This window comes from Vogesella oryzagri (assembly GCF_040148885.1).
GTDB classification, from domain to species: Bacteria; Pseudomonadota; Gammaproteobacteria; order Burkholderiales; family Chromobacteriaceae; genus Vogesella; species Vogesella oryzagri.
Genome location: NZ_JBEFLD010000004.1, coordinates 1 through 21,573 on the forward strand (window position 1 = coordinate 1; position 21,573 = coordinate 21,573).

Consider the following 21,573-nt stretch of genomic DNA (forward strand, 5'->3'; position numbering starts at 1 on the left):
ACATCAGCTGCAGCAGCTCGGCGTGGCGGTTGACCTCGTTCTTGAAGTGGCTGCCGGCCAGGCGGAAGGCGTAGCCGGCGCTTTGCACGATGGCGCGGCTGGGGGTGCTTTCTCCACCCATGAACACTGCGATGCCGACCATGCCCTCGTTGCCGACCACCGAAATTTCCGCCGAGGAGCCGCTTTCCATCACGTACAGCAGCGACACGATGGCATTGGTGGGGAAGAACACGTGGCGCAGGGCATCGCCGGATTCGTACAGCACCTTGCCCAGCGGCAGCTCAATCAGCTCGAAATGGGGCAGCAGGCGATCAAGTACCTCTGGCGGTAAGGCGCCCAGCAGGTGGTTTTGCTGCGGTGTGATGGTCGTAGACATGGCCGGCTCCAGATAGTGGCAACCCTCATGCACGGCAGTATAGATAAGCCGGCGCCGATTTATGCCCTGTCACTGCGTCAGCACAGGGGGCTACGCCTGACGGACAGTCAGCCCGTTACGGCACGCCGGCGCGCGGTGTTGCCGAGGGCGCTTTCTGCCGGTTTCTGCCGTGTTGGCGCAATGTGGCGCAGCGTACCGACAGCGCCGCGCGCTGGCCGCAACATGGTGACACTGTCCGGTACGGGTGCGGCCAACCATGTTGTGGTGCGTGCTGCCGGTGCCGGGGGCAGCGGATGCCAACTTGACCATCTTGTCAGCCGCATCCGGCATCAAAAAGGAGCAAGTCATGAACTGGGACATCATCGAAGGTAACTGGAAACAGTACAAAGGCAAGGTGCGCGAACAGTGGGGAGATCTGACAGACGACCATCTGGACGTGATTGCCGGCAAACGCACCATCCTCGCCGGCAAACTGCAGGAAGCCTACGGCATTTCCAAGCAGGATGCCGAGGAACAGATCCGCCATTTTGAAGAACTCAACAAGGACGTCGATCTGACGCCTTGATGCCGGCAGCGGCGGGACGGCAACGCTGCCGGTCCTGACATGTTGGCCCTGCAGCAAGTCGCTGCCAACGGCGCATGAGGCGCGGATGGCAGCGACAGTGGCTGGCTGGCATGCAACACGCCGCCGGCACACGCAACCATTGTGGAGCATCCATCATGAAAGCATTCAACAAGTACCTGTCCGCATTTTTCGTGGTCGCCTCGCTGCTGTCGGCGGCGGGTTGTTCCGCGACCCGCGAGCATCAAAGCACCGGCCAGTATATGGACGACAGTGTGATTACCGGCCGCGTCAAAACCGCGATCTTCAACGACCCAACCCTGAAAGTGGCCGAAATCAACGTCGAAACCTATATGGGGCGCGTGCAGCTGAGCGGCTTTGTTCGCTCAAGTGCAGATGCCAACCGGGCGGTGCAACTGGCCCGTGGCGTCAGTGGCGTGAAGTCGGTCAAGGACGACATGCAGATAAAGTAAGCGTCACCCGCGGCCACCGTAAGGTGGCGAGCAGCTCGGCTGCCCGGCAGCAAAACACCCCGTCCGCTGGATGGGGTGTTTGCTTGTGGCGGAAGGCCTGAAGATGAAACCGGAGGCGGAACGCGACTGTTTGATCCGCGCCGAGGCCGCTCTATGTCAGCCGCGGTGCAGCCATAGCCATGGTTCCGATCCCGACACCGGCTCAAGTGCATTTTTTTAGATTGAGATGGTAGACCAGGGCTGCCCCCGGGGCGGCGTCGGTCGTGTCCAGCGATGCCAGTGCCTCACCGGCCCGCCGGTCGCCATCGAGGCTTAATTCGATGCTGACATCAAGCATGGCGGTGGCGCCGCAGCCGACCCGCTTCATCTGTCCGGCACCGATGTTTTCTGTAAACAGGTAATCGTTTTCATGCGGGCCTTTGATTTTGCGTTTGAACACGCGGCCGTGTTCGTTGTCGTGTGGCCCCAGAAAATATTGCACGGCCAAGCCGGCTTCCTGCTTCGCCGCCAGTTTGGCAAAGCCGCGGTAGTCGACCTTGTAGACACCGATGGAATGCGCGGCCGGCAAATTGAGCGGGGACGCGATGTGGCAGACTTTTCGTTGCGCGCCGCTCAAGGCATTCATGCGGCTGGCGATGTTGAACTGGCTAAATAAAATACTCAAGGTGGTGCCATCGGGAGAGGTAACGACGCTATAGCTCCCCTCTGGACAACCGTTGCTTTCCTGGGCTGCTGCCGGCAGGCAGAGCAGCCATGCGCATGCGCACGCGCAGAGGCTTCGCAGCATCCATGTCATGGCATTTTCCTTTCATCAACCGGGCGACGCCTGACGCCACGCGCCGCCACCAGATGCTCAATGGCAACTGCGCCATTGCAGGTGATAAATGATTGATGCATTGACGTCTTCGGAGTCGATCGACGCCATGGCTTCCCGATTGGACACCGTGTTCACCCGCATGCTCGAGTTGGTGCGCAGGTTGACGTCTGCACCACAGCCTGACCAGATGATCGACTCGGCGGTAAGCGCGTTGCTGATCAAATAATCCTCATCAATGGGGCCGCGAAACCGGCGCTGGAATGCTGGGCCTCGGGTGCCGGCAAAGAAGTACTCGACGTTGAACTGCGAGCTGGCCAGCTGCGGTAGGTGATTAAAACCGCGAAAGTCGATCTTCAGGATCGATACGCTCAACCCTTGTGGCACGTGTACCGGAATGGCGATGTTGCAGCTCTTGCGGTCAAAGCTTTTGCCGGTCGTTCCGCCGACGCTAACCTGGTATTGGTCGAACAACAAACTCAAGGATTTTGCGTCCGGACTCAGGGTGACATCTACCGTGCCGGCCGGACAGCCGGTGCCACCGTAGCCTGGCTCGCCCAGCGCAATATCGTCGGCGTACGCCGTCGCACCGAGCAACAGGGTAGTCAGTAACAGAATGATTTTTTTCATGATGAATCTCCTCGTGTGACGAGTCCTGCTTGCGCAAGACGGAATGGCCCTTATCGGCGCGGCGCAGAATGCGTTGCATCGAGTCTGATTGCCGTAGCAGGCCTTATCGCTGTTTGCCGTATGTCCCCTCGCGCACTGCCCTGATCGGGGTTAGCGCCTGAGTTCAGGCTGGCTTGGCTGTTTGCAGCTTGTGACGCCGCGCTGTTGTCGTCTGTCTGCTGACGCACATAATCAAACCACTGGCGGCACCACAATAGAGACCACATTTCTGGCGACTGCCAACTGGCCGGCAGTAGTCGACCCAAAACAGCGGTAGGCAACTTGGAGGAGCGGATCAGTGGCTACGCCCGCAGTACAGCGAGGAGGACGCCGCGGACCGGTCAAGGCGGGTAACTGCCCCAGGGAGACTAGACGTCCGCTCCCAACTCTAACGCGGGCAGTTTCACAGCTGGACTGCCTCAGTAGGTACATCTGCCCGCATACTCTCCATGGATACAGCACTCAGGGAGTCCGAGTGCAGCGGAGGGCTGAGAAGATGCCGCTATGTAACGCGTTGCAGGGAGACGGCGGAGCGGGGCGGCTCGACTTTTTGTTTTCAGAACTCACCAACACAGAATATGTTATCGTCATGGCGATGTTGCGGAGTGGTTAGGGTAGCGGGAGGAGGTTACTGATTTTCGGCCGAAGCAGTCGCCCCCCATCTGCCCTGAGCGCCCATTCAGGGTCACTACCGGCCATTTGCCTAGCCTAATGGCCGGAGGTCAGCCTTCGCCACGTTGCTGCCGGTCGATTTCTTGGAGGCTGCCGCTCAGCATTGGACGTAACGGGCACCCGCGCGCAGTGGAGGGGCCCATAATGCAGCACATTTTGGCGTTCCGTTGACGGACTGGTTGGGCGTCATGCTACGGGCGGTCATGTAGATTGAGAATCTGCAACTCCCTTTTGCCAATCTCGTAGCTGCCACGCAAACCAGAACATAAGCGTGGAAAGCAGGAAAGCTAAGCCAACATCGGGATTGCCGCCTAGGAGCCGAGGCATTGGTGACCATAGCGCAAATCTGCGGAGTATTGAACGAACGCAAGACCGTAGAAAGACCCGTTGCGAGGCAGTTCCGAGGGTGGTGATGGGCGGGGATGTCAGTACAACCTGGAAGTGAAGTGTTTCGGCTAAGCGGATGCAAATTTCCCTAAGACTTTTGATGGGTTCGGAGGCCGCGACTCCAATGACGAAAATGGCAACAGCGCAAGACCAGCGAACAGAGTTGATCGGGGGGCCTGACCGCCGTAGTTCATTCACACATCAGCCGTTGCCGGCATCGCCGATACGGTCCTGCAGCCCTTCCAGGATTTTGGAGTGGTGACGCGCCTGGATTTTGGCGTAGCCGAATTCACGCTTCTCGCCGGCTTCCACTTTGCGGCCCAGGGACGGGGTCATGAGCTGCATGCCATAGCAGAAACGCCAGCGCCCCGCCCAGCAACAGTCGGCGCAGGCGCTTGTTGGGGATAACGCTCCCGAGCGCGTCGAACGCGATGCCGAGTCGTCGGAGGTTGCCCCAGGCGCGCCAGCCTTCGCCGGCTAGGCTCAGCGGTTGCTGCAGGGTTTTCAGCTCCATGCGTAGTTTCAGACGCAAGACCTCGCCTTTCATCAGCAGCAGTTCTTTCTTGAGGGCGCGCTCTTGTGGGGTCACGGCTTATCGCGTCCACTCAGGGTTTCCCAGTCCTTGCGCACCTCGGCCAAGGACGTGGCAAACGGTGCCGACTGCCGGCGCAGGCGGCGCTGCAATTGTCGCAAGGCACCGAGCCCGAGAGCAGCAAACAGTGCTGTGAGCAGGCCGAGCAAGGTGACCCGCCAGGCCGGAGGGGTGAGCAGCACCACGAACAGCAGCGCTGCCATGAGGCCGATGAGCAGACAGACTAGCGCGGTCATCCCGATTAGAGTGTTGCGCAGCAACTGTTCTTTCTGCTCTAGAGCCTCCAGCCCGAACAGTTCAGCTCGCGTCAGTGTCAAAGCCACAAACCCGCCCACCAGCGAGCGTAGCGTGCCGGGGCGGGGTGGCGGGGAGGTGGGTTCTGGCATCGGCTGCGGACCGGGTTAGCGCCGGGAGACCAGCAGGCCCATCAGAAAACAGAGTACGGCAGCAATGCCGATCGATTTCCACGGGTTGTCGTGCACGTATTGATCGGTTGCCTTGCAGGCTACTTTGGCCTTGCCTACTACGACCTGCTCGGCCTCGGTCAGTCGTGCCTTGGCTTCCTTCAGTTTGTCTGCGATGCGCCGGCGCAGCTGCTGGGCATTCTCTCCACCTTCCTCGCCGGCTGCACTGAGCAGATCCTCAGTGCTAGACAGAACTTGGCGGACATCCTGCAACAGTTGTTCCTTTTCGGCAGAAAAAGCGTGCTCGGACATGGTGAACCTCCTTGTGCGAACTGGATCGGAAAATGCTAGGGCAGCTTCAGGCCACCCTTTTCAGTACTCGATCATGCTGTGGCCTTCACAGTCTATGACATGAGTGGTAGGGTCCGAAAGGTAAGTTGGCAGACTACGTAGAAAGCTGAGCGAAAACGGCAAGAAAAAGCCCCGCACGAAGACAGGGTCATAATTATCTTGCTTGATTGAGACTGCTTATTTCCCTCTCGATGATTGCTGGCGGCTTGCCACTCACATCGTAGACCACACGGTTGACGCCGCGCACTTCGTTGATGGTGTAGCACAATATCATCGGCGCAGCCTGGTCGAAACGAAGATGCTCTGCTTCAAGTTGCTGGCGGACCACGTAAAGTCGCGGGCTTTAACAGGCAGGTCGCTGAGCTTCAAATCTGCGCAGCGATCCTGAATCGCTTTACAGCGCTGGGTATGCCGCAACGGTACGCTAGGGATAAGTCCGTCTGGAGATTGCAGTCGCTCGGCCTTTAACTAATTTGTGCATATATGGACGCCCCCGATTTGCCAAGCACTCACGCCATGATGAAGAGCAGTGAATCGGTCCAACTCTTCCAGGCAACCCTGACCTAGGAAAAATGGCAATGGCCAGTCTGTAAACAGAACCGGCCATATTTCTTTGAAGCGTTTACCGACCGCTTTGGCCGAAATGCCGCTGTTAAGCGCGACTTCTTGGCGGTAGCGGGGCAGGGGATGCGGCCATCAATTCGGCTGGATAGTTCGTCAGCCAACTCCTAGCTTGTTCCGGGTTCTTGCACTTCATCCAGGCGTCGTACTGGTCTGGGGGGATGATGACCAGGCTGCGCTTCTCGTCATCGGGCTTGTGCATCCGCTGCATCAGCGGGTGGTGATCAGCATTGATGGTGATCTGGGTGAAGCTGTAACTAGTCGTGCCATCCTGTTCCTGCCAGCCGCGCCACATCCCTGCAACGGCAAACGGTTCTCCTGAGGCCATCTCGATACGTGTCCGCACGGCCTTTCCTGTCTCGTAGCAGGGCTCGTAGAACGCCTGCATCGGGATCAGGCACAGCTGTGATTGCTGCCATGCGCTCTTGTAGGTTGGTAGTCGGCCGATAGTTTCTGCCCTGGCGTTCATCGTGGTGAGACGTTTGCCTGCTGGCAGGTGCCCCTTCGGCACAAAGCCATAGCTCGCCATGAAGGCAAACGGGCCGTCGCCAGTATCGATGATGGCGGGGGCCAGATAGTCCTGCCACGTCTCCGCTTTCCACTCGAATTCCGGTGCTGACACCTTGAAGTGGTCTTCGAGTTGTTGTCGCGTGGGTGGCGTGTAGTTGATGCACATGCGGCCAGTATAAGTTGTCACTAGGAGCTTGGTGTTACATTTGAATTCGTACATAATCAAATGTAACTGCAGGAGCCCACCATGATTACCGCCTTTTTCTGTCCCGATGCCAGTCCGCCCAGACTGGCCATTCCCGTGTTTACCTCGCTCGTCCCGGCAGGGTTTCCATCGCCAGCCGATGACTATCTTGAGTCCGTGCTGGACCTGAATGCCTTACTGATTGCCGACCCGCCGGCGACCTTCATGGTACGGGTGACAGGGGATTCCATGGTCGGTGCCGGCATTGGCAGCGGCGACATCCTGGTGGTGGATCGTGGTCTTACGCCGGCACATGGCGACATCGTGTTGGCGATCGTGGACGGAGACTTTACCGTGAAACGGCTACACAAGCGCGGCACTCGTATTGCCCTTATTCCCGAGAACAAAGCCTATAACGCCATCGAGTTGCATGATGGTCAGGAGCTGCAAGTCTGGGGTGTGGTGACCGGCTGTGTGAAGCAGTTCAAGCAAGCGAGTCGCTAATGCCGCTGTTTGCCCTGGTGGATGGCAACAGCTTCTACGCCAGCTGCGAACGTGCCTTCCGGCCCGATCTGATCGGCCGCTCGATTGTCGTCCTCAGCAACAACGATGGTTGTGTCGTTGCTCGGTCGGCGGAAGCCAAAGCCCTGGGCATCAAGGGCTTCGTGCCGTTCTTCGAGATTCGGGAGATGTGCGAACGCCACGGTGTCACGGTGTTCTCCAGTAACTATGCTCTGTATGGCGACATGTCCCGGCGCATGATGCAGGTGATTGGTAGCTGGGGTATTGAGCAAGAGGTCTATAGCGTCGATGAGTCCTTCATTACGCTCGATGGCATTGCGGACCTTAAAGACTATGCGACGCGACTGCGGGCCGATGTGCTGCAACGGGTGGGTATTCCGACCTGTGTTGGCATTGGCCCCACCAAAACCCTCGCCAAGCTTGCCAACCATGTCGGCAAGAAATTTCCCAAGGCTGCAGGGGTGTTCAGTTGGGACTGGCTGACCCCAGAGTGGCGGGACAAGCTCATGGCGCGTATTGAGGTTGGTGATGTTTGGGGGGTAGGGAGACGCATCGCAGAAAAGCTGGGGACAATGGGGATTCATACCGCCCTCGATCTACAGCGAGCCGATCCCCGTGACATCAAGCGGCGCTTCAACGTCGTGGTGGAGCGTACCGTCGCAGAGCTCAACGGTATCAGCTGCCTGGCGTTGGAGGACGTGGCGCCAAACAGGCAGCAGATTATTGCCAGCCGCAGCTTTGCGGAGTTGGTGGGGGACGTCGATACACTGGCTAGTGCCATCAGCCACCACGCTTGCCGCGCTGCAGAGAAACTACGGCAGCAACAAAGTGAGGCCCGCATGGTGGGCGCGAGCGTCCGTACTAATCCGTTTCGAGAGCGGGATGCACAGTACACCGGCTGGATCGTAGTGCCGCTGATTCACCCCTCGGCAGACAGTACCGTCATTGCCCACGCAGCCCTGGCCGGGCTACACGCCATTTACCGTGAAGGGATCAGCTACAAGAAGGCAGGGGTCGTCCTCACCGAAATTGGGCCGCAGGGGCTGGAGCAGCGCGACTTGTTTGCGCCTTTGCCTGATCCTCGACGGGCCAAGGTGATGGCGGTGATGGATCGGGTCAATGCCGAGTACGGTACGGGCTGCCTTGCTGGTGCCGGTGTCGGCGGGCTGGATGGCTTTCAGTTGCTCTGCGGCCAACCTTTGCCATGCTTCTTCTGTGCTCATGGCGTGCTCATTTCATGCTCATTTAGTGCTAATGGCTTGCTCATGCTTTGCTCATGAGCCGCGCGGGCGGCAAATCAGGCCGGGATTTTGATAACCAGGAATACCGGCTCGCCGTTGCGGAAGTACGGGGCCTTGATGATCCAACCGGCGTTGCGCAGCTCGGTGACGGCGTCGTCGGTGATGTCTACGATTTCCATTGCCATGATGTTTCTCCTTGGGGTTTGGGTGACCACTCGCCAGCCGTCTGTTGGCAAACGGCTGGGAAGTGGTTACGGACATGCCCAGGTGGGCTTGTCGCTTTGGGTTGGGGTGATCACTTCCAGGCAACCCGGCGCCGGGCGCCGTGAGGCCTGTACCAGCCGGGTGGTGCGTACAGCGGCTTCCGGCTGGTCTGTGGTGGGGGCTTTGATGCGGCTGGATCGCTTGCCCCAGTCTGCGTGGCTGATGCTGGGTAGCAGCAGGGCGGTGATGATCAGCAGGGTGATGCGACGGCGATGCATGGCTGTTCTCCGTGGTTGTCATCCTGCAGCGTCTTCGTGTGAAGGCGCTGCGAGTTGATTGGTGTTGCAATGTCTTTCCCGCCAGTTGTGGCTGACAGGCTGTGGGATGTGGTTGAGATGATTCTGGGTATGCTGTGGTGCTAGAATTTTCTGGTGTCATTAACCGGTAAAGGAGCATTGAAATGGATGATCAACACTATTTAGTGAGGCACCAGCTGCACCGTTCAGAGGCTGATCTGGCGTATTGCCTGGACGTGTTTGGCGACTTTCTGGCGCAACGGGAGGGCTATAAAAGCGTGAGTGGTCTGGATGCAGTGCATTTCTATCTGGTGCACAAATTCGCCTGGCTGCCATCCCGTGTGCGGGCTATGCCTGCTGAAGAGCTGCGCTTTGTGTTGTCGGAGGAAATGGAAGGTTGGACGCTGCCAGAAGGATCGCGTCTTTAACCGGACCTGGTGCAGTCTTGCTGGCGCAGTCTTGCAGTTGGACGTGGATGGACAGCAGTTTTTGCCTGAGCTTTAGTTCGTTGTAGGTTTCCGGGTTAGCCGGCGGCGTTGAGCCGCTGGCGTTTTCATTTTGTAGGGTGTGACCCATGACTTGCCTTTCGGTAATGGCCTGTGGTGTGACAGTGACTTGCCGTTTTTGACTGTGCTGCTGTACTGCATTCTTCCGATCTTCAGTCGGTTGCCCCTTAGCTCGTTCACGGTTGGCAGTCATGTTGACTGGATGGCCGTGTTGCTTTCGCCATGAGCGTGGCGGCTCCCCCAAACCAACGTGAGCCAGCCGGTGCTTCCGTGCTGACAGGTGTCCGTTTCCGGCTTTGCCGGTGGGGCGGTGAGTGCGCTTGCCTGCTAGTGCAGACAGGGGCGCTTTCATGAGTTGTTAAGGAGCGATGAATATCAAATTGATATTCGATGGCCGAATACTGGCACGTGTGTTTTGATATTGCAATATCAATTTGCACGCATTTGCAGTTGTGCGTTGTGTGATAGCAACTGACGGGGGTAGCATCTAATGCAAATTGACTATGAAAATTGGGTGAGTGGTCTGCGAAAGGACAGGGGCCCAAATTGGAGTGAATGCGATGGTGAGTGACTTCCCGATGTGGATGCCGGGCTGGCACCTGGCATTGGCATACAGGCTGGGATCGGCCGGCTGGTTGGCGCTGGTGGTCTTGTTGGTGCTTGCTGGCGCAGCCGCTGCATGGCGCTGTGAAGGGGGGCGACGCATCGTTGGTGCGGTAGCCTGCTTCTACGGCGTGTGGCTGATGATGGTGATGGCCGTGCCTGCGTGGTTTGTTTCGGTGGGGCTAGCGGCCTTGCCATGGCCGTGGTGGTAGGTGGATGAAGGGTGCCCTATAGTGTGAAGGGCTTGTCTATCGAAGCTGTTATGCGTTCACCATCAGAAATTTTGAGTTGTTGCGCGACTGAATGTCGCGGATAATCGCTTGATTAATCCTGGAAAATTTATGCGCGCGGTTCCCAAAAAGAAGAGTGACGAGACCGGTGCACAGATTGCCAATCTGTTGCGAAAGTGCCGCGTTCAGTCTCGAAAGGACTGGGACGTCCGGCTCATCTCCCGAGAGATAGAGAAGGCCAAGCATGCCGATGTCTATGACTTCTGGAAGCTCAAGTCGATCTTTGAGCTGCTAGTAGGTGAGTACGATGCGTTCAAATCGTCTTTCGAGAACCTATTGAGGCTGGACTCAAGTAGGGTTCCTGAGATTTTGACGTATTTCCCACTTCTCTACAGTTCTGGCTACGTTGAAGATGCAGAACGATTGATCACAGACAGAATGTTTGTAGAGCCACTTTGTGATTTGCGTGATCTAGCTGACTGTTTGTATTACTCCCTTAATCTGCCAAGATTTGTGCAGTTGCGTGATCTGATCAATAGAACTGGCGTATCCGCTGATGACGGTTTGATCGGGCACATGGAGAACGAGGTGGCTTCAATTGTTCATGCAATGCCTGATGCGCCCGCTATCGTTAGGGATGTGTCTGTGCTGGTGGCTAAGACGATCAGAAGGCTGGGCTATCTTATTGCTTACCGGCCCTATTATCGGTTTGACGCGGATGATGATTGTCTGTATGTCGTCTTTCCGATGCCATTTGAATTTGATGAGGTCATCAAGTTAGAGGATGAGTTCTGGTCCACAGTCGATAGTGAAGGCAAGTTCGCTGACGGCCGAGTTCATGTTTCTTTCAGAGTTTTAGACGCCGAATAAACTATGTCATCAGCAGACTGCTTTAAGAAGGTAGGACGGTGGTTGCTTAGCCCTGAGGGCGAGGTAAAGCCTGACGATGAGGCGATTTATCGCTCTGTTGCTAGTCGCCTGTACTATGCCGCATATCATAAAGCCTTGAATTTTGCCGATTTACATTCTTTGCGCGTGGTTGGTGATGCGAAGGGAACGCATGATCAGCTATACAAGCGGCTTCATGGACGCAATTCAATGCTGGCAAGGAAATTGCGGTCGATGAAGGACATTCGTTGTGATGCCGACTATGTCATCGACGTGGGGTTTGAGAAAAGCAAGGTAGTTGAGCAAGAGAAGCGTCTTCAAGATTTTGAAGACATGCTGGCTAGATCTTAGTGCCGTTTATGTAAAGCCCGCTTCGGCGGGTTTTTGCTTTTGTATTAGGTATTTTTACGAATTGATACAAATGTCGTATCGGGGCATGATTGCAGCATGGTTATTCCTGTTACTGATCTGATGCGCCGCGTTTTGCCGGCGCAGCCACTGGCGCCGCAGCGTCGGGGGTGTTCGAAGCCGGTTCGCCCGGTACCACCTCGGGGTTGCTCCCGTCGATAGACCGCTCAGCTAGTTGGCTGGGCGGTTTTTTTTTAAACAGCAGGCTATCCGCTACGCCGTGGCGCCAGAGGCGATCCAGTATCTGCGCCGGGTTATCGCCGTGGCAGAACGGAATTGGCTCGGTGCTGATTCCTTCCGGCATGTTGTCTTTGTCATAGAGCGCAGCGCCTGCAGCCTCAAGTAGTTTGCCCAGCTGCCATGCGGTGGTGTCGCCCCATAGTTCGGCGACGGTCCCCTGTATGTCTTGCTGTTCGGCCATGTGGCGATAGGTGGTGCCATTCAGGGTGATGGCTACCCCGATAGGGAGCACTTCTCCACCAGGGGTGTGCCAGTACAGCCATTGGCCGCTGCCACTGTAAGCGTGGTGACGGGGCTGGCTGCCAGGGTTGGCCGCACGCAATTGGCTGATGGTTTTGCTGGGCTTCATAGTCGGGAATCGATCCAGTTTGGTACGGCCCGCGCCTGCAGGAAATTGTGAGCGGCCTGTACCTGCTTTGGTTTTAGCAGGCAGCTCCACCAGTGGGAGATGTCCTGCCAGTGGCGGTGCAGGATGTTAGCGTGTTGATCGGCGCTTTCGCGGGCTGCCTGGCGCTGTGCAGGGGTGGCCATGCCGCCCCAGGCGATGTGCAGCCGCTTGTTGTAGAACGGTGAGTGGGTGTTCTTACGTAGCCGCCCGGGTGTCCAGTCTGGCCCGCCAAAGCTGTCTGCAAAGTCGATGGCGGCAAATTCGCCGCGGCCAGTATTGATGAGGTTGCCGGCATTGCCGTCTATTTCCCACAACCATTCTGCCATGGCGATGCAGGGCGCGGTGGAGTGCCAGGCAGCCAGTTCGTCTGTCCAGAGTTCTGCAGCCTTGGCACTGACTGGCTGCCCGGCAATATGCTGCACGGCCAGGCAGGGCCACTCGTCGGCGCTGCCCCAGTCTACGGCAGGGAAGAGTGCGTTCAGCTCTGCGTTGCTGAGGATGATGACCCATATTCTCTCTGCTGCTTCTATGCCGGCGGCGCGATGCAGTATCCAGCCGGCCAGCTCGTTGGCCAGTGCCTTGCTATCGCCGGGGAAAGCTTTGATGTGTGCTTTTACTTCTCTGCCATACTCGTCAAGCATTAAACATGCCCGATGGTGGTTGGCCGTGCGGTGCTGCTGGGGAAGCGGGGCGATGAGGTGGCCGGTATCCAGCAGACTGATCACGTTTATCGGGGTGGGGTAAGTGCTTGAAACAGGTTGGCGAGTATATCGGCCACCTTTGGGTCTGGCGAGGTGTTGAGGTACTTGCATGCGGCATCAATGAGGGGGTGTTGCGGCAAGGCGAGGCTGTGCGGGGTGGAGAGCCAGCCAGTGGGCAGGGCAAGGGTGTTTTCGATATGAGCAGCCATCTTATGGCCGAGGTGGCGGCTGGATTTGCCGCCTGCTGCCAGATAGCGGCTGATCTGCGACGCGTCGCGGTCGATGCGCTGGGCGAGCGCCACCACGCCGCCGTGTTGGCTGACGAGCTGTTGCAGGTTGTCGCGGCGTATCTGGTGCACGTCCATGTCCGGGATTGTCTCCATGCCCGCAAGGCGCGGGAATGACCGGCGAGATCATATGAGGTCATCGTCGGGTCACGGCGTGTGATTTGATGCAACTGGCGTGTGCCAGTGGAATAGTCAGCTGGGTTTGTTCCGGCGGCGCAGGGCGCCGATGCTGGCCTTGGCGGTACGAGTACCTTTCAGCGTCTGCTCGGTAGAAGGTGGCTCAATGGCGAGCGAGTTGATCAGTTGCACCAGGTTGTCGATGGTTTTGGGCTGAAGACTGCCGCGCAGATAGGCTTGTCTGGCCGCTATGAGCAGTGGGGCCAGTTCTTCAGGTATTTCGGTGGTGTCATTTGCTTCGGTTGCCGCCGGTGTGCTGTTGGTGGCAACGGTGGGGTGTGACGCGCTGTGCTCGCGGTCCATCCAGCCCTTTTCTAAATCGAAGGCATTTTCAATTCGCCGCGCAATGTTGTCGCCGATATTTCTGAAGCCAGTATTGAGGTGCGAGGCTTGTCCTGGCTGGATACCGGCTGCGGCGGCGAACTCTTTAAGAATCCCCTTGCAGTTTTCTGTTACCAGCTTGCGCATGTTTTCGCGCCTGATTTCGTCGATGCTTTTCATGCGGGCATTTAACGCCGCAGTATCAATTTGATAAACGTTCGAATTGATATGTTTCCTTGCATCAACAATATCAATTTGATATTGTGTGTACATGAACCTCTCCGATTACTTCAAGACTGCGCGTGGTGCTCGAGCTTCCCTAGCTGAGAAGGTTGGCCGTAGCCCAGCGTATCTCTCTCATGTGGCCACTGGTTATCGCCGTGCATCAGTAAATCTTGCCATTGCAATAGAGCAGGCCACGGATGGTCAGGTGACTCGTTCTTCACTGCGTGCGGATGTGTGGCCGGTGCAGTCCTCTGTTTCCCCGTCTCCGTGATTTCTGTCCCACGGTGACTTTTGCTGCCGGTTCGCCGGCAGCCTTTTTCTTACTGTATTCGGCGCTTTCGCCGGATAAAACGTCTGCTTTGAGGTGCTTATGAACGATTCGGCCAGTTTGATGGATGCCGCCCATGCGACGGTGCATGACTATCCCGGTGGTGCGAATGCGTTGGCACCGCGCTTTGTGACGCGGAGCGGCGCAACCATGTCGCCGTCGATCCTGAACAACAAGGTAGACCCGAAGAAGGACAGCCACATGCTGGGGCTGGTCGAGGCAGACCGGCTGATGGGGTTTACCGGCGACTTCCGCCTGCTGCATGTGCTGGCGCGCCGGCACGGCTTTGTGTGTGCACCGATGGTGCGGCCTGGCGACGGGGCATCGGATACGGCGCTGCTGGAGTTGATGGCGCAAGTATGGGGTAGCCACGGCGAGCTGGGGCAGGAGGTGACCGAGGCGCTGGCGGATCTGCAGGTTACATCGGCGGAGCTGGAGCGGATCAGGCAGGCGGCGTACGAGAACAACCAGGCAGTGTCGACATTTGTGGCACGGCTGGAGTCTATGGTGCGCTGATGCCGGTGCAGCTGTCTGGCCGCTATGACTGGGCAAAGTTACGCCAGCGGTCCAAGCATGTGTCGATTGCCCGAGACAAGCGGGCAGAGGGCAAGGCGATTTTGGCCGGGATCAAGCGGATTCTGGGTGAGCTGAACGCGCAGCCCGGTGATGCAGGGAAGGCGACAGTAGTGAGGAGGTCGCGCGATGTCTGAGCAAGGTTTGTATGCCGACCCGACTTTCTGGGCGGTGCACGTGAGTCTGGAGCGGCAGCGGCGCAAGGCGATGCGGCCACCGGACAAGGTGCGGCTGAGTCCCGGGGTGGTCCGGGCGATGAAGCGACAGCGTATCAAGGCTTTGGCCAGTGCTGCCATGGCCGGCAAGTTCAAGAAAAAATATTAGGGGTGCGTGATGAGTGCGGACAGAGTTTCCCGGCGGGTGAATATCGCGCGGGTAGCCAGTGTGGCATTGGGCCAGATTGAAAACCTGGTGCCGAACTGGCTGCGCGATGGCAAGCGCGAGGGGTGCGAGTGGAGTGCCCCGAACCCGACCCGGGCCGACAGGCATGCCGGTTCGTTCAAGGTGAATCTGAATACCGGTGCATGGAGTGATTTTGCGCTGGGGGATTCCGGCGGCGACCTGGTGTCGTTGTATCGCTATGTGTTCTTTATGCCGACGCAGGTCGAGGCGGCGAAGGAGCTGGGCGAACTGCTGATGATGCCGGATTACGAGCTGTATTCGGACCAGCCGGTTGTTGATACCAAGCCGGCAGCCAGTAAGTCGCCGTGGGTGCCGGTGTTGCCGGTGCCGGCGGATGCGCCGGCGATGCACAAGGCGCATACGGTGCGCGGGATGCCGCAGCGGGTGGCGGTGTACCGCGATGGCGCTGGTGCGCTGCTGGGCGCGGTGATGCGCTTTGTGACGTCGGATGGCGGTAAGGATGATATCCCGCACACGTTCTGCCGGCATTCGGAGACTGGTGCGCAGGAATGGCGCTGGATGGGCTTTCCGGAGCCGAGGCCGCTGTATGGGCTGGATGCGCTGTCTGCCAAGCCGGATGCGGTGGTGCTGCTGCCGGAGGGTGAGAAGTGCAAGGACGTGGCCGCGGCGCTGCTGGGTGACTTTGCGGTGTTGTCGTGGCCAGGTGGCGGCAAGGCGGTGAAGAAGGTGGATTGGTCGCCGCTGGCCGGGCGCAAGGTGGTGATCTGGCCGGATGCGGATAGCCAGCGCAAGCCGGTGAGCAAGACGGAAAAGGAGGCCGGTGTTGATCCGACCAGCAAGCCGCTGCTGGATGCGGACGATCAACCGGGGATGAAGGCGGCGCTGTGGATTGCGCCAACGTTGGCCGCATTGGGTTGCGAGGTGTCGGTGATTGAACTGCCGGCACCTGGTACGTTGGCCGACGGCTGGGATATTGCTGACGCGGTGCAGAAGGACGGCTGGGATGCTGAGCAGGTGCTGGCCTTTATTGGCGAGCACGCGAAGCCGTTCGGTGTGGCGGTATCCGAGCCGGCCACCGCTGCTGAGGCGCCTGCGGCCGTGGTGACGGCTGATGCTCCTGCCGAGGGCGGGCAGTCGCCGGCGGCGGTTTCCGCACCTTCCGGGGATGATATGGCGGCGGCAGTGTTGCCGTTGTTGAAGCGCTTTGCGCTGGTGCACGGCAAGAAGCGGGTGTTTGACACGCAGGTCAACGATGACATGCCGTGGACGGCGTTTGTGGCGGTGCTGAAGAACAACCGCAAGCTGGCCGAGGCGTGGCTGGAACATCCGGACAGCCGGGTGATGATGCAGCAGGACGTGTCGCGCCTGAAGCGGGATGCGGATGATGCGTCGCGACTGAATGATGAGGATTTTTCTGACGCGCTGTGCCGGTATGTGTACCTGGACGGCTCTGAAAACATCTGGGATGCGAAGCTGCGCAAGATCATCAGCTATGGGGCGGTAAAGCTGTCGATGGGGGATAGCTACAAGCTGTGGCTGAACTCGCCGGCGCGGCGGGTGATCGATGCGCGCAATCTGGTGTTTGACCCGACGCAGCGTGCCGACCCGGCCACGCATATCAATCAGTTCTGCGGGCTGCCGCTGACGCCGGTGTACCCGGGCGGCGAGGTGCCGCGCGTTGATTCTATTTCTGACCTGGTGCCGTTGTTTCCGGCCTGCGAGAACATTATCAATCTGACGATGCACCTGTGTGATTACCGGCCGGATGTGTGGCAGTGGTTGATCAACTGGCTGGCGTTCCCGCTGCAGCATGTGGGGGCGAAGATGGCGACGTCAGTGCTGATGCACTCGGATGTGCATGGTTCGGGCAAGAGCTTGTTCTTTGAAGAGGTGATCAAGCCGCTGTATGGCGAGTACGGGGCGACGATCGGGCAGGATCAGCTTGACGGTAATTTCTCTGGCTGGCGTTCGCAGAAGCTGTTCGGCTTGTTCGAGGAGGTGACGGGTAGCACGGAGCGTTACAGCCAGACGGGCAAGTTGAAGCATCTGATTACGGGCAAGACGCAGGTGATCGAGCGGAAATTCGTGGATGCCTGGGAGGAGTCGAACCATCTAAACCCGGTGTTTCTGTCGAACGCGGCGATGCCGTTTCACGTTGAGGCGAGTGACCGCCGGATGACGGTGATCTGGCCGTCGAACAAGCTGGATGAGGCCCTGCAGGCGGCGGTGGAGGGTGAGCTGGCGGACGGTGGGGTGCTGGCGTTTTACGGCTTCCTGATGTCGGTGCCGCTGGTGATGGAGTCTGGTGACCGGCGCTTGCCGTTCACGCCGCACACCAAGCCGGTGCAGACGCCGGAGCGTGATCGCCTGATCGCGCTGGGGCTGGCGGCGTGGGAAGGCTTTCTGGTGGATTGGGAGAAGGGCTTTCTGGGTGTGCCGTATGGCGCGTGCCTGGCGTATCAGCTGTATGGGCTGTACCACGATTGGTCGCTGCGTGGCCGCGAGAAAACGATATTGCCGTACCGGAAGTTTGGCCAGCTGGTGGAGAGCCGCATTGGCTTCCGGGTGGTGAAGCATTACCGGTACGGTACGGTGCAGGCGCAATCGACGTTGTTCATGCCAGTGCGGTGTCCGCATGGCGAGGTGGAGCAGGATTGGCTGGGCAGGCAGGTGCAGGAGTTCATGCTGGCGGCCCGCGAGGCGGATTGGGATGTCGAGGGCTGGGATGTGTACAAGCCTGCCCCTGTGCGGCGGTCTGTGAAGGATGGGAACGGTGATGTTAAGGCGGCGTGAAGCAGGGAATGTAGCAACGGCGGGGGTTTGTGAAGGATGTTACGTGTTTTGCTGCCGCGCGTGCATGTGTGTGATTTTTTCGATTTGCAGTCTTTCCCGCACCCTTTCAGGTGTAAAGCATCGGCAGGCTGGATTAATCGCCGGATGCGCGAGCTAAATGGGTTTTTTATTTAACTTCCTTCACAAAGCCTTACCAGATAAGGGTTTTAAGTTTCACAAGGTCTTAACAGGTTTCTTACTTTCTTCACATTTAGTTGTTTTACCAAAAAACCACCGGCAATGACTGGTGGGAGGGGTCTGGACAGTTTCATTAGGGGTTTGCGATGGAACTGGGTTTTGAGAAGAAGTTGGGGTCGGACGTTGTCAGCAGCCAGTCGGCGAAGATGATTCCGTGGGTAGATAAGCTGATGGAGAAGTGGGCGCGCTGGAAATCGGCCAATGGCTGGCACGGCGGCGGTTGCGGGGTGTCCAGCCTGCTACTGACCGAGCATCGGGAGATCGACCGGGCGATCTCGCAGCGCGACAGCCCGGACGATGTGATGCTGGATCTGGATGCGGCGATTGTGTGTTTGCCGGATGAGCTTATCCGGGTGGTGCAAGAGCGGTATGAGCGTGGCGGGTTGATGGAGCAGAAGGCGGTAGCGTTGGGTATGTCCCGCGTAACCTTCCAGCGGCGGTTGTCTACCATCCACCTGGCAATCCAGCAGGCGCTGGACTCTGGGCCAGACAAGGTGCCGCTGCTGCAGGTGAAGTGGTTTGCCGCTAGATCAGCTGTGGCAAAACAAAAACGTCTGGCCGCGTAAGTAATTGACGTTGTTCTGAAACAAAGGTACTCTCCATCGTGTAGATTGCACTTGGTGCGTCAACGGTGAAACCCAGCCCTAACCGGCTGGGTTTTTTGCGTTCTGGTGGGCTCGTTCTTGTGTTGTGTCTCCTTGGTTTGAAACCCCGTTCGGCGGTAGCGTCGGCGGGGTTTCTCTTTTTTCGGGGCCGCCGACATGGCTGAAAGCCAGCAGGGACGGGGACCCTAGCGATTTCTGACCTAGTACGAGGCTGGTGACTCGCGATTCTTTTTTAGCGGCTGCGCTGGGAAGTTAGTGAAATTCACCCGCGGTGAAATCTAGTGAAATGACGGTGAAACCATGCCCACATATTTGAGCAGAAAGGCCTTTGCGGATTCGCAAGGCTGGTCGCCCAGCTATGTGACCAAGCTGGGATCACAAGGTCGGCTGATCATGTCGCCGGATGGCAAGCTGGTGGATGTTGACGCCACGCTGGCCAAGCTCGGCAAGACCGCTGACCCGTCGAAAGAAGGTGTTCGTCAGCGGCATGTCGATACCCGCACGCAGCGGGACGTCCGCAGCCAGGTCGCGGCGGATGCGCCTGACACAGCTGAGCCGCAGGGCGGCAATGGCAGCTCCGATTACTACACGCACAAGGCCAGCCGCGAGAAATACCTCTCACTGCTGGCGCAGGCTGAATACGACAAGGTTTGCGGCAATACGGTAGAGCGTCAGGCCGTGGAAGAAGCCTCGCACCGTTACGCCCGGTTGCTGCGTGATTCCATCATGGGCTTGCCCAAGCAGATATCGTCAGACCTGGCTGCGATCACCGACCCCTGGAAGCTGGAACGCGAACTGACCGATCGCTTGCGCAAGACGCTGGAAGACGTCACCAAGCTGGGCGAGGACGATCTGAACAAGGCGATGAACGAATGAACTATGCAAGTGGTTCGGTCGCATATGCGAAAGGCTTCATTGCCGGCCTGATGCCTGACCCAGCATTGTGGGTTGATCAGTGGGCTGATGAGCATCAGCGCATTCCTGCCGATGCCGGCGCCGCAGAGCCAGGCAAGTACCAGACCGACCGCACGCCCTATGCGCGCGGCGTGATGCGGGCTCTGTCGCCGGAGCATCCCTGTCGCCGCGTGGTGGTGATGGGCGCCTCGCAGATGCTGAAGACGCAGGTGTTCCTGAACTGGATGGGTGCGCTGATTCACATGGCGCCCAGCAATATCCTGGCGCTGGAGCCGTCGCTGAACCTTGCCAAACGGCTATCCAGCCGGATCGGCAAGAACATCGACGCGGTACCGGCGCTGCGTGGCTGTGTCTCCGCACCGCGCAGCCGTGACAGCCGTAACACGATCGACACCAAGGAGTTCACCGGTGGCACGCTGATGATCACCACGGCAGGCGCTGCGGCCAACCTGGCCGAAGTGTCCGCCCGCTACCTGTACGGTGACGAGATCGACCGTTGGGACCGTAACGTCAACAACGAGGGCGATCCGGTGGTGTTGGCCGAGGCACGTACCTCGACCTTTGGCCGCAACGCCAAGATTTACTACTCCAGCTCGCCGACGGTCGATGGCGCCAGCCGGATTGCCGACCTGTACAAGGAAGGCAACCAGCAGCGCTACTACGTGCCGTGCCCGCACTGTGGGGAAAGCCAGACGCTGGAGTTCGAGCAGCTGAAATGGAATGCCGATCGCACTGCCGCGTACTATGTCTGCATTGAAAACGGCTGCTGCATCGAGGAACACCACAAGAGCACGATGCTGGCCAGTGATGACTGGCGGGCAACGGCCGAGGGCGATGGCGAAACCGAGTCCTTCCATATTTCGGCGCTGTACATGCCGCTGGGCTGGGTATCGTGGGCCGCGCTGCTGAAGCAACACGAAAAGGCGCTGATCGCCCTGCAGAAGGGCGATCCAGAGCCGATGCAGGTGTTCTACAACACTCGGCTGTCCAGGGTGTGGGACAACGCCCAGGAACGCACCCGTGGCGCCGAACTGCTGGCCCGGGTCGAGGATTATGCCCTGCGTACCATCCCGGCCGGCGTGCTGATGCTGACGGCGGCGGTAGATACCCAGGCAAACCGACTGGAGCTGCTGATCAAGGGCTGGGGCGAAGGGCTGGAAAGCTGGACCATCGATCACCGCGTGATCATGGGCGACCCGGCAGAGCAGCGCACCTGGGACACGCTGGACGAAGAGCTGAAGGCCGAGTTTATCCACCCGTCTGGCCGGCGCATGACCATCGCCGCAGGCGCAGTGGACTCTGGCGGTAACCATACGCAAGAGGTCTACCAGTTCTGCCGCCTGCGTCGCTGGCGTCACATTTTGGCGATCAAGGGTGAGTCCAAGCGTGGCAAACCGGTGCTACCCCAGCGGCCCAGCAAGGTCGATGTCACCTGGCGTGGCACCACCGAGAAGGGCGGCTGCGAGCTGTGGCTGATTGGTACCGACACCGCCAAGGACTGGATTTACAACCGCTTCAAGCTGCTGGAAGGCCCCGGCGCCCAGCACTTCAGTAAAGACCTGCCGGCCGAGCACTTCGACCAGCTCACTGCCGAGCGCAAGCTGATCCGCTACGTTAAAGGCCGTGCGGTGACCGACTGGGTCAAGCCGAAGTCCGAGCGCAACGAAGTGCTGGACTTGAACGTGTACAACCTGGCCATGGCGCACTACCTGGGCCTGCATCGCTATCAGGCGGCAGACTGGGAACGGCTCAAGATCAAGTACGCACAGACCGGCCTGTTTGACCCTGCGCCGCCTGTTGCGGCCAACCCTGCAACCGCAAAAGACCCCGCCACCAAAGCGGGGTCTTCTGCTTTACCCGCCCCACAGCGCCGCCGGGCGCAGTCGGGGTATCTGAAACGGCGATGA

Annotated in this window: 28 protein-coding genes and 2 pseudogenes; 16 read left to right on the forward strand and 14 right to left on the reverse strand. The window is 58.8% G+C overall.

Translation table 11 applies throughout. The features are described from left to right. Window positions 1-376 (reverse strand): Crp/Fnr family transcriptional regulator (locus tag ABNW52_RS07705; RefSeq protein ID WP_349586046.1); only part of this gene is annotated, 376 nt, incomplete at its 3' end. A gap of 346 nt (window positions 377-722) precedes the next feature. Between ABNW52_RS07705 and ABNW52_RS07710 the strand changes: the two genes are divergently transcribed. After that, a complete protein-coding gene (locus ABNW52_RS07710; RefSeq protein ID WP_349586048.1) occupies window positions 723-941 on the forward strand; it encodes a CsbD family protein in 219 nt (72 codons plus the stop codon). 155 nt (window positions 942-1,096) lie between these two features. Continuing rightward, the gene (locus tag ABNW52_RS07715) at window positions 1,097-1,411 is read left to right on the forward strand and encodes a BON domain-containing protein (RefSeq protein WP_349586049.1); all 315 of its coding nucleotides are present in this window, start codon (window positions 1,097-1,099) and stop codon (window positions 1,409-1,411) included. A 202-nt stretch (window positions 1,412-1,613) separates the two neighbouring features. Here the strand turns inward: ABNW52_RS07715 and ABNW52_RS07720 are convergent, their stop codons facing one another. The 6 genes and pseudogenes from ABNW52_RS07720 to ABNW52_RS18560 all read right to left on the reverse strand — a co-directional run. Then, entirely contained in the window at window positions 1,614-2,207 is a 594-nt protein-coding gene (locus tag ABNW52_RS07720) for a DUF4360 domain-containing protein (RefSeq protein WP_349586051.1), read from the reverse strand. A 57-nt stretch (window positions 2,208-2,264) separates the two neighbouring features. Then, on the reverse strand, window positions 2,265-2,855 hold the full coding sequence (locus tag ABNW52_RS07725) for a DUF4360 domain-containing protein (protein WP_349586053.1): 591 nt from the start codon (window positions 2,853-2,855) through the stop codon (window positions 2,265-2,267). A 1,299-nt stretch (window positions 2,856-4,154) separates the two neighbouring features. Next, window positions 4,155-4,289 carry a hypothetical protein gene (locus tag ABNW52_RS07730; protein WP_349586055.1) on the reverse strand — a complete coding sequence of 45 codons (135 nt, stop codon included), beginning with the start codon at window positions 4,287-4,289 and terminating at the stop codon, window positions 4,155-4,157. Window positions 4,290-4,538: 249 nt separating this feature from the next. Continuing rightward, window positions 4,539-4,931: a phage holin family protein gene (locus tag ABNW52_RS07735; RefSeq protein ID WP_349586056.1), complete on the reverse strand. Its 393-nt coding sequence runs from the start codon at window positions 4,929-4,931 to the stop codon at window positions 4,539-4,541. Between the two features lie 15 nt (window positions 4,932-4,946). Continuing rightward, window positions 4,947-5,261, reverse strand: coding sequence for an ElaB/YgaM/YqjD family protein (locus ABNW52_RS07740; protein WP_349586058.1), 315 nt, complete (start codon window positions 5,259-5,261; stop codon window positions 4,947-4,949). 193 nt (window positions 5,262-5,454) lie between these two features. Continuing rightward, window positions 5,455-5,556: pseudogene (locus ABNW52_RS18560) on the reverse strand (GMP synthase (glutamine-hydrolyzing)); the annotation flags it as partial. A 12-nt stretch (window positions 5,557-5,568) separates the two neighbouring features. Between ABNW52_RS18560 and ABNW52_RS07745 the strand changes: the two are divergent. Next, window positions 5,569-5,768: pseudogene (locus tag ABNW52_RS07745) on the forward strand (hypothetical protein); the annotation flags it as partial. Between the two features lie 184 nt (window positions 5,769-5,952). Here the strand turns inward: ABNW52_RS07745 and ABNW52_RS07750 are convergent. Continuing rightward, a complete protein-coding gene (locus tag ABNW52_RS07750; protein ID WP_349586060.1) occupies window positions 5,953-6,597 on the reverse strand; it encodes an SOS response-associated peptidase in 645 nt (214 codons plus the stop codon). An 81-nt stretch (window positions 6,598-6,678) separates the two neighbouring features. Here ABNW52_RS07750 and ABNW52_RS07755 point away from each other — a divergent pair, with 81 nt between their 5' ends. Together ABNW52_RS07755 and ABNW52_RS07760 are read left to right on the forward strand one after the other, a co-directional pair. Next, window positions 6,679-7,119 (forward strand): LexA family protein, encoded by a 441-nt coding sequence (locus ABNW52_RS07755; RefSeq protein WP_349586062.1) that lies wholly within the window; start codon window positions 6,679-6,681, stop codon window positions 7,117-7,119. Continuing rightward, window positions 7,119-8,417 (forward strand): Y-family DNA polymerase, encoded by a 1,299-nt coding sequence (locus ABNW52_RS07760; RefSeq protein ID WP_349586064.1) that lies wholly within the window; start codon window positions 7,119-7,121, stop codon window positions 8,415-8,417. Before ABNW52_RS07755 ends, ABNW52_RS07760 begins: the two co-directional genes overlap by 1 nt. Window positions 8,418-8,434: 17 nt before the next feature. Here the strand turns inward: ABNW52_RS07760 and ABNW52_RS07765 are convergent, their stop codons facing one another. Both ABNW52_RS07765 and ABNW52_RS07770 read right to left on the reverse strand, forming a co-directional pair. Then, on the reverse strand, window positions 8,435-8,563 hold the full coding sequence (locus tag ABNW52_RS07765) for a hypothetical protein (RefSeq protein WP_349586066.1): 129 nt from the start codon (window positions 8,561-8,563) through the stop codon (window positions 8,435-8,437). A gap of 66 nt (window positions 8,564-8,629) precedes the next feature. Then, window positions 8,630-8,860: a hypothetical protein gene (locus ABNW52_RS07770; protein ID WP_349586067.1), complete on the reverse strand. Its 231-nt coding sequence runs from the start codon at window positions 8,858-8,860 to the stop codon at window positions 8,630-8,632. A gap of 182 nt (window positions 8,861-9,042) precedes the next feature. Here ABNW52_RS07770 and ABNW52_RS07775 point away from each other — a divergent pair, with 182 nt between their 5' ends. The 3 genes from ABNW52_RS07775 (at window position 9,043) to ABNW52_RS07785 (ending at window position 11,456) form a co-directional block, all read left to right on the forward strand. Next, complete coding sequence (locus tag ABNW52_RS07775; RefSeq protein ID WP_349586069.1) at window positions 9,043-9,306, forward strand: hypothetical protein; 264 nt, start codon at window positions 9,043-9,045, stop codon at window positions 9,304-9,306. Between the two features lie 1,022 nt (window positions 9,307-10,328). Next, window positions 10,329-11,087, forward strand: a complete 759-nt coding sequence (locus ABNW52_RS07780) for a hypothetical protein (RefSeq protein WP_349586071.1) — start codon at window positions 10,329-10,331, stop codon at window positions 11,085-11,087. Window positions 11,088-11,090: 3 nt separating this feature from the next. Further along, entirely contained in the window at window positions 11,091-11,456 is a 366-nt protein-coding gene (locus ABNW52_RS07785) for a hypothetical protein (RefSeq protein ID WP_349586073.1), read from the forward strand. A 109-nt stretch (window positions 11,457-11,565) separates the two neighbouring features. On the opposite strand, the gene ABNW52_RS07790 is transcribed toward ABNW52_RS07785, so the two are convergent. The 4 genes from ABNW52_RS07790 to ABNW52_RS07805 form a co-directional block, all read right to left on the reverse strand. Beyond that, window positions 11,566-12,102: a hypothetical protein gene (locus tag ABNW52_RS07790; protein ID WP_349586075.1), complete on the reverse strand. Its 537-nt coding sequence runs from the start codon at window positions 12,100-12,102 to the stop codon at window positions 11,566-11,568. After that, window positions 12,099-12,866, reverse strand: coding sequence for a hypothetical protein (locus tag ABNW52_RS07795; RefSeq protein WP_349586077.1), 768 nt, complete (start codon window positions 12,864-12,866; stop codon window positions 12,099-12,101). Before ABNW52_RS07795 ends, ABNW52_RS07790 begins: the two co-directional genes overlap by 4 nt. Before the next feature lie 2 nt (window positions 12,867-12,868). After that, on the reverse strand, window positions 12,869-13,207 hold the full coding sequence (locus tag ABNW52_RS07800) for a hypothetical protein (RefSeq protein WP_349586078.1): 339 nt from the start codon (window positions 13,205-13,207) through the stop codon (window positions 12,869-12,871). A 114-nt stretch (window positions 13,208-13,321) separates the two neighbouring features. After that, window positions 13,322-13,900 (reverse strand): hypothetical protein, encoded by a 579-nt coding sequence (locus ABNW52_RS07805; protein WP_349586080.1) that lies wholly within the window; start codon window positions 13,898-13,900, stop codon window positions 13,322-13,324. Here ABNW52_RS07805 and ABNW52_RS18565 point away from each other — a divergent pair. From ABNW52_RS18565 to ABNW52_RS07840, 8 genes are all read left to right on the forward strand, one after another. Further along, the gene (locus tag ABNW52_RS18565) at window positions 13,899-14,123 is read left to right on the forward strand and encodes a transcriptional regulator (protein WP_386107367.1); all 225 of its coding nucleotides are present in this window, start codon (window positions 13,899-13,901) and stop codon (window positions 14,121-14,123) included. The two genes, ABNW52_RS07805 and ABNW52_RS18565, sit on opposite strands and share 2 nt — an antisense overlap. A gap of 99 nt (window positions 14,124-14,222) precedes the next feature. Next, window positions 14,223-14,696 (forward strand): phage regulatory CII family protein, encoded by a 474-nt coding sequence (locus tag ABNW52_RS07810; RefSeq protein ID WP_349586082.1) that lies wholly within the window; start codon window positions 14,223-14,225, stop codon window positions 14,694-14,696. Further along, a complete protein-coding gene (locus ABNW52_RS07815; RefSeq protein ID WP_349586084.1) occupies window positions 14,696-14,890 on the forward strand; it encodes a hypothetical protein in 195 nt (64 codons plus the stop codon). Before ABNW52_RS07810 ends, ABNW52_RS07815 begins: the two co-directional genes overlap by 1 nt. Continuing rightward, a complete protein-coding gene (locus tag ABNW52_RS07820; protein ID WP_349586086.1) occupies window positions 14,883-15,077 on the forward strand; it encodes a hypothetical protein in 195 nt (64 codons plus the stop codon). The genes ABNW52_RS07815 and ABNW52_RS07820 overlap by 8 nt, the downstream gene beginning before the upstream one ends. A 9-nt stretch (window positions 15,078-15,086) precedes the next feature. Next, window positions 15,087-17,909, forward strand: a complete 2,823-nt coding sequence (locus ABNW52_RS07825) for a DUF5906 domain-containing protein (protein ID WP_349586088.1) — start codon at window positions 15,087-15,089, stop codon at window positions 17,907-17,909. A gap of 323 nt (window positions 17,910-18,232) precedes the next feature. Further along, window positions 18,233-18,712, forward strand: coding sequence for an ECF-type sigma factor family protein (locus ABNW52_RS07830; RefSeq protein ID WP_349586090.1), 480 nt, complete (start codon window positions 18,233-18,235; stop codon window positions 18,710-18,712). A 339-nt stretch (window positions 18,713-19,051) separates the two neighbouring features. Beyond that, complete coding sequence (locus ABNW52_RS07835; RefSeq protein ID WP_349586092.1) at window positions 19,052-19,627, forward strand: hypothetical protein; 576 nt, start codon at window positions 19,052-19,054, stop codon at window positions 19,625-19,627. Continuing rightward, the gene (locus ABNW52_RS07840) at window positions 19,624-21,573 is read left to right on the forward strand and encodes a phage terminase large subunit family protein (RefSeq protein ID WP_349586094.1); all 1,950 of its coding nucleotides are present in this window, start codon (window positions 19,624-19,626) and stop codon (window positions 21,571-21,573) included. Before ABNW52_RS07835 ends, ABNW52_RS07840 begins: the two co-directional genes overlap by 4 nt.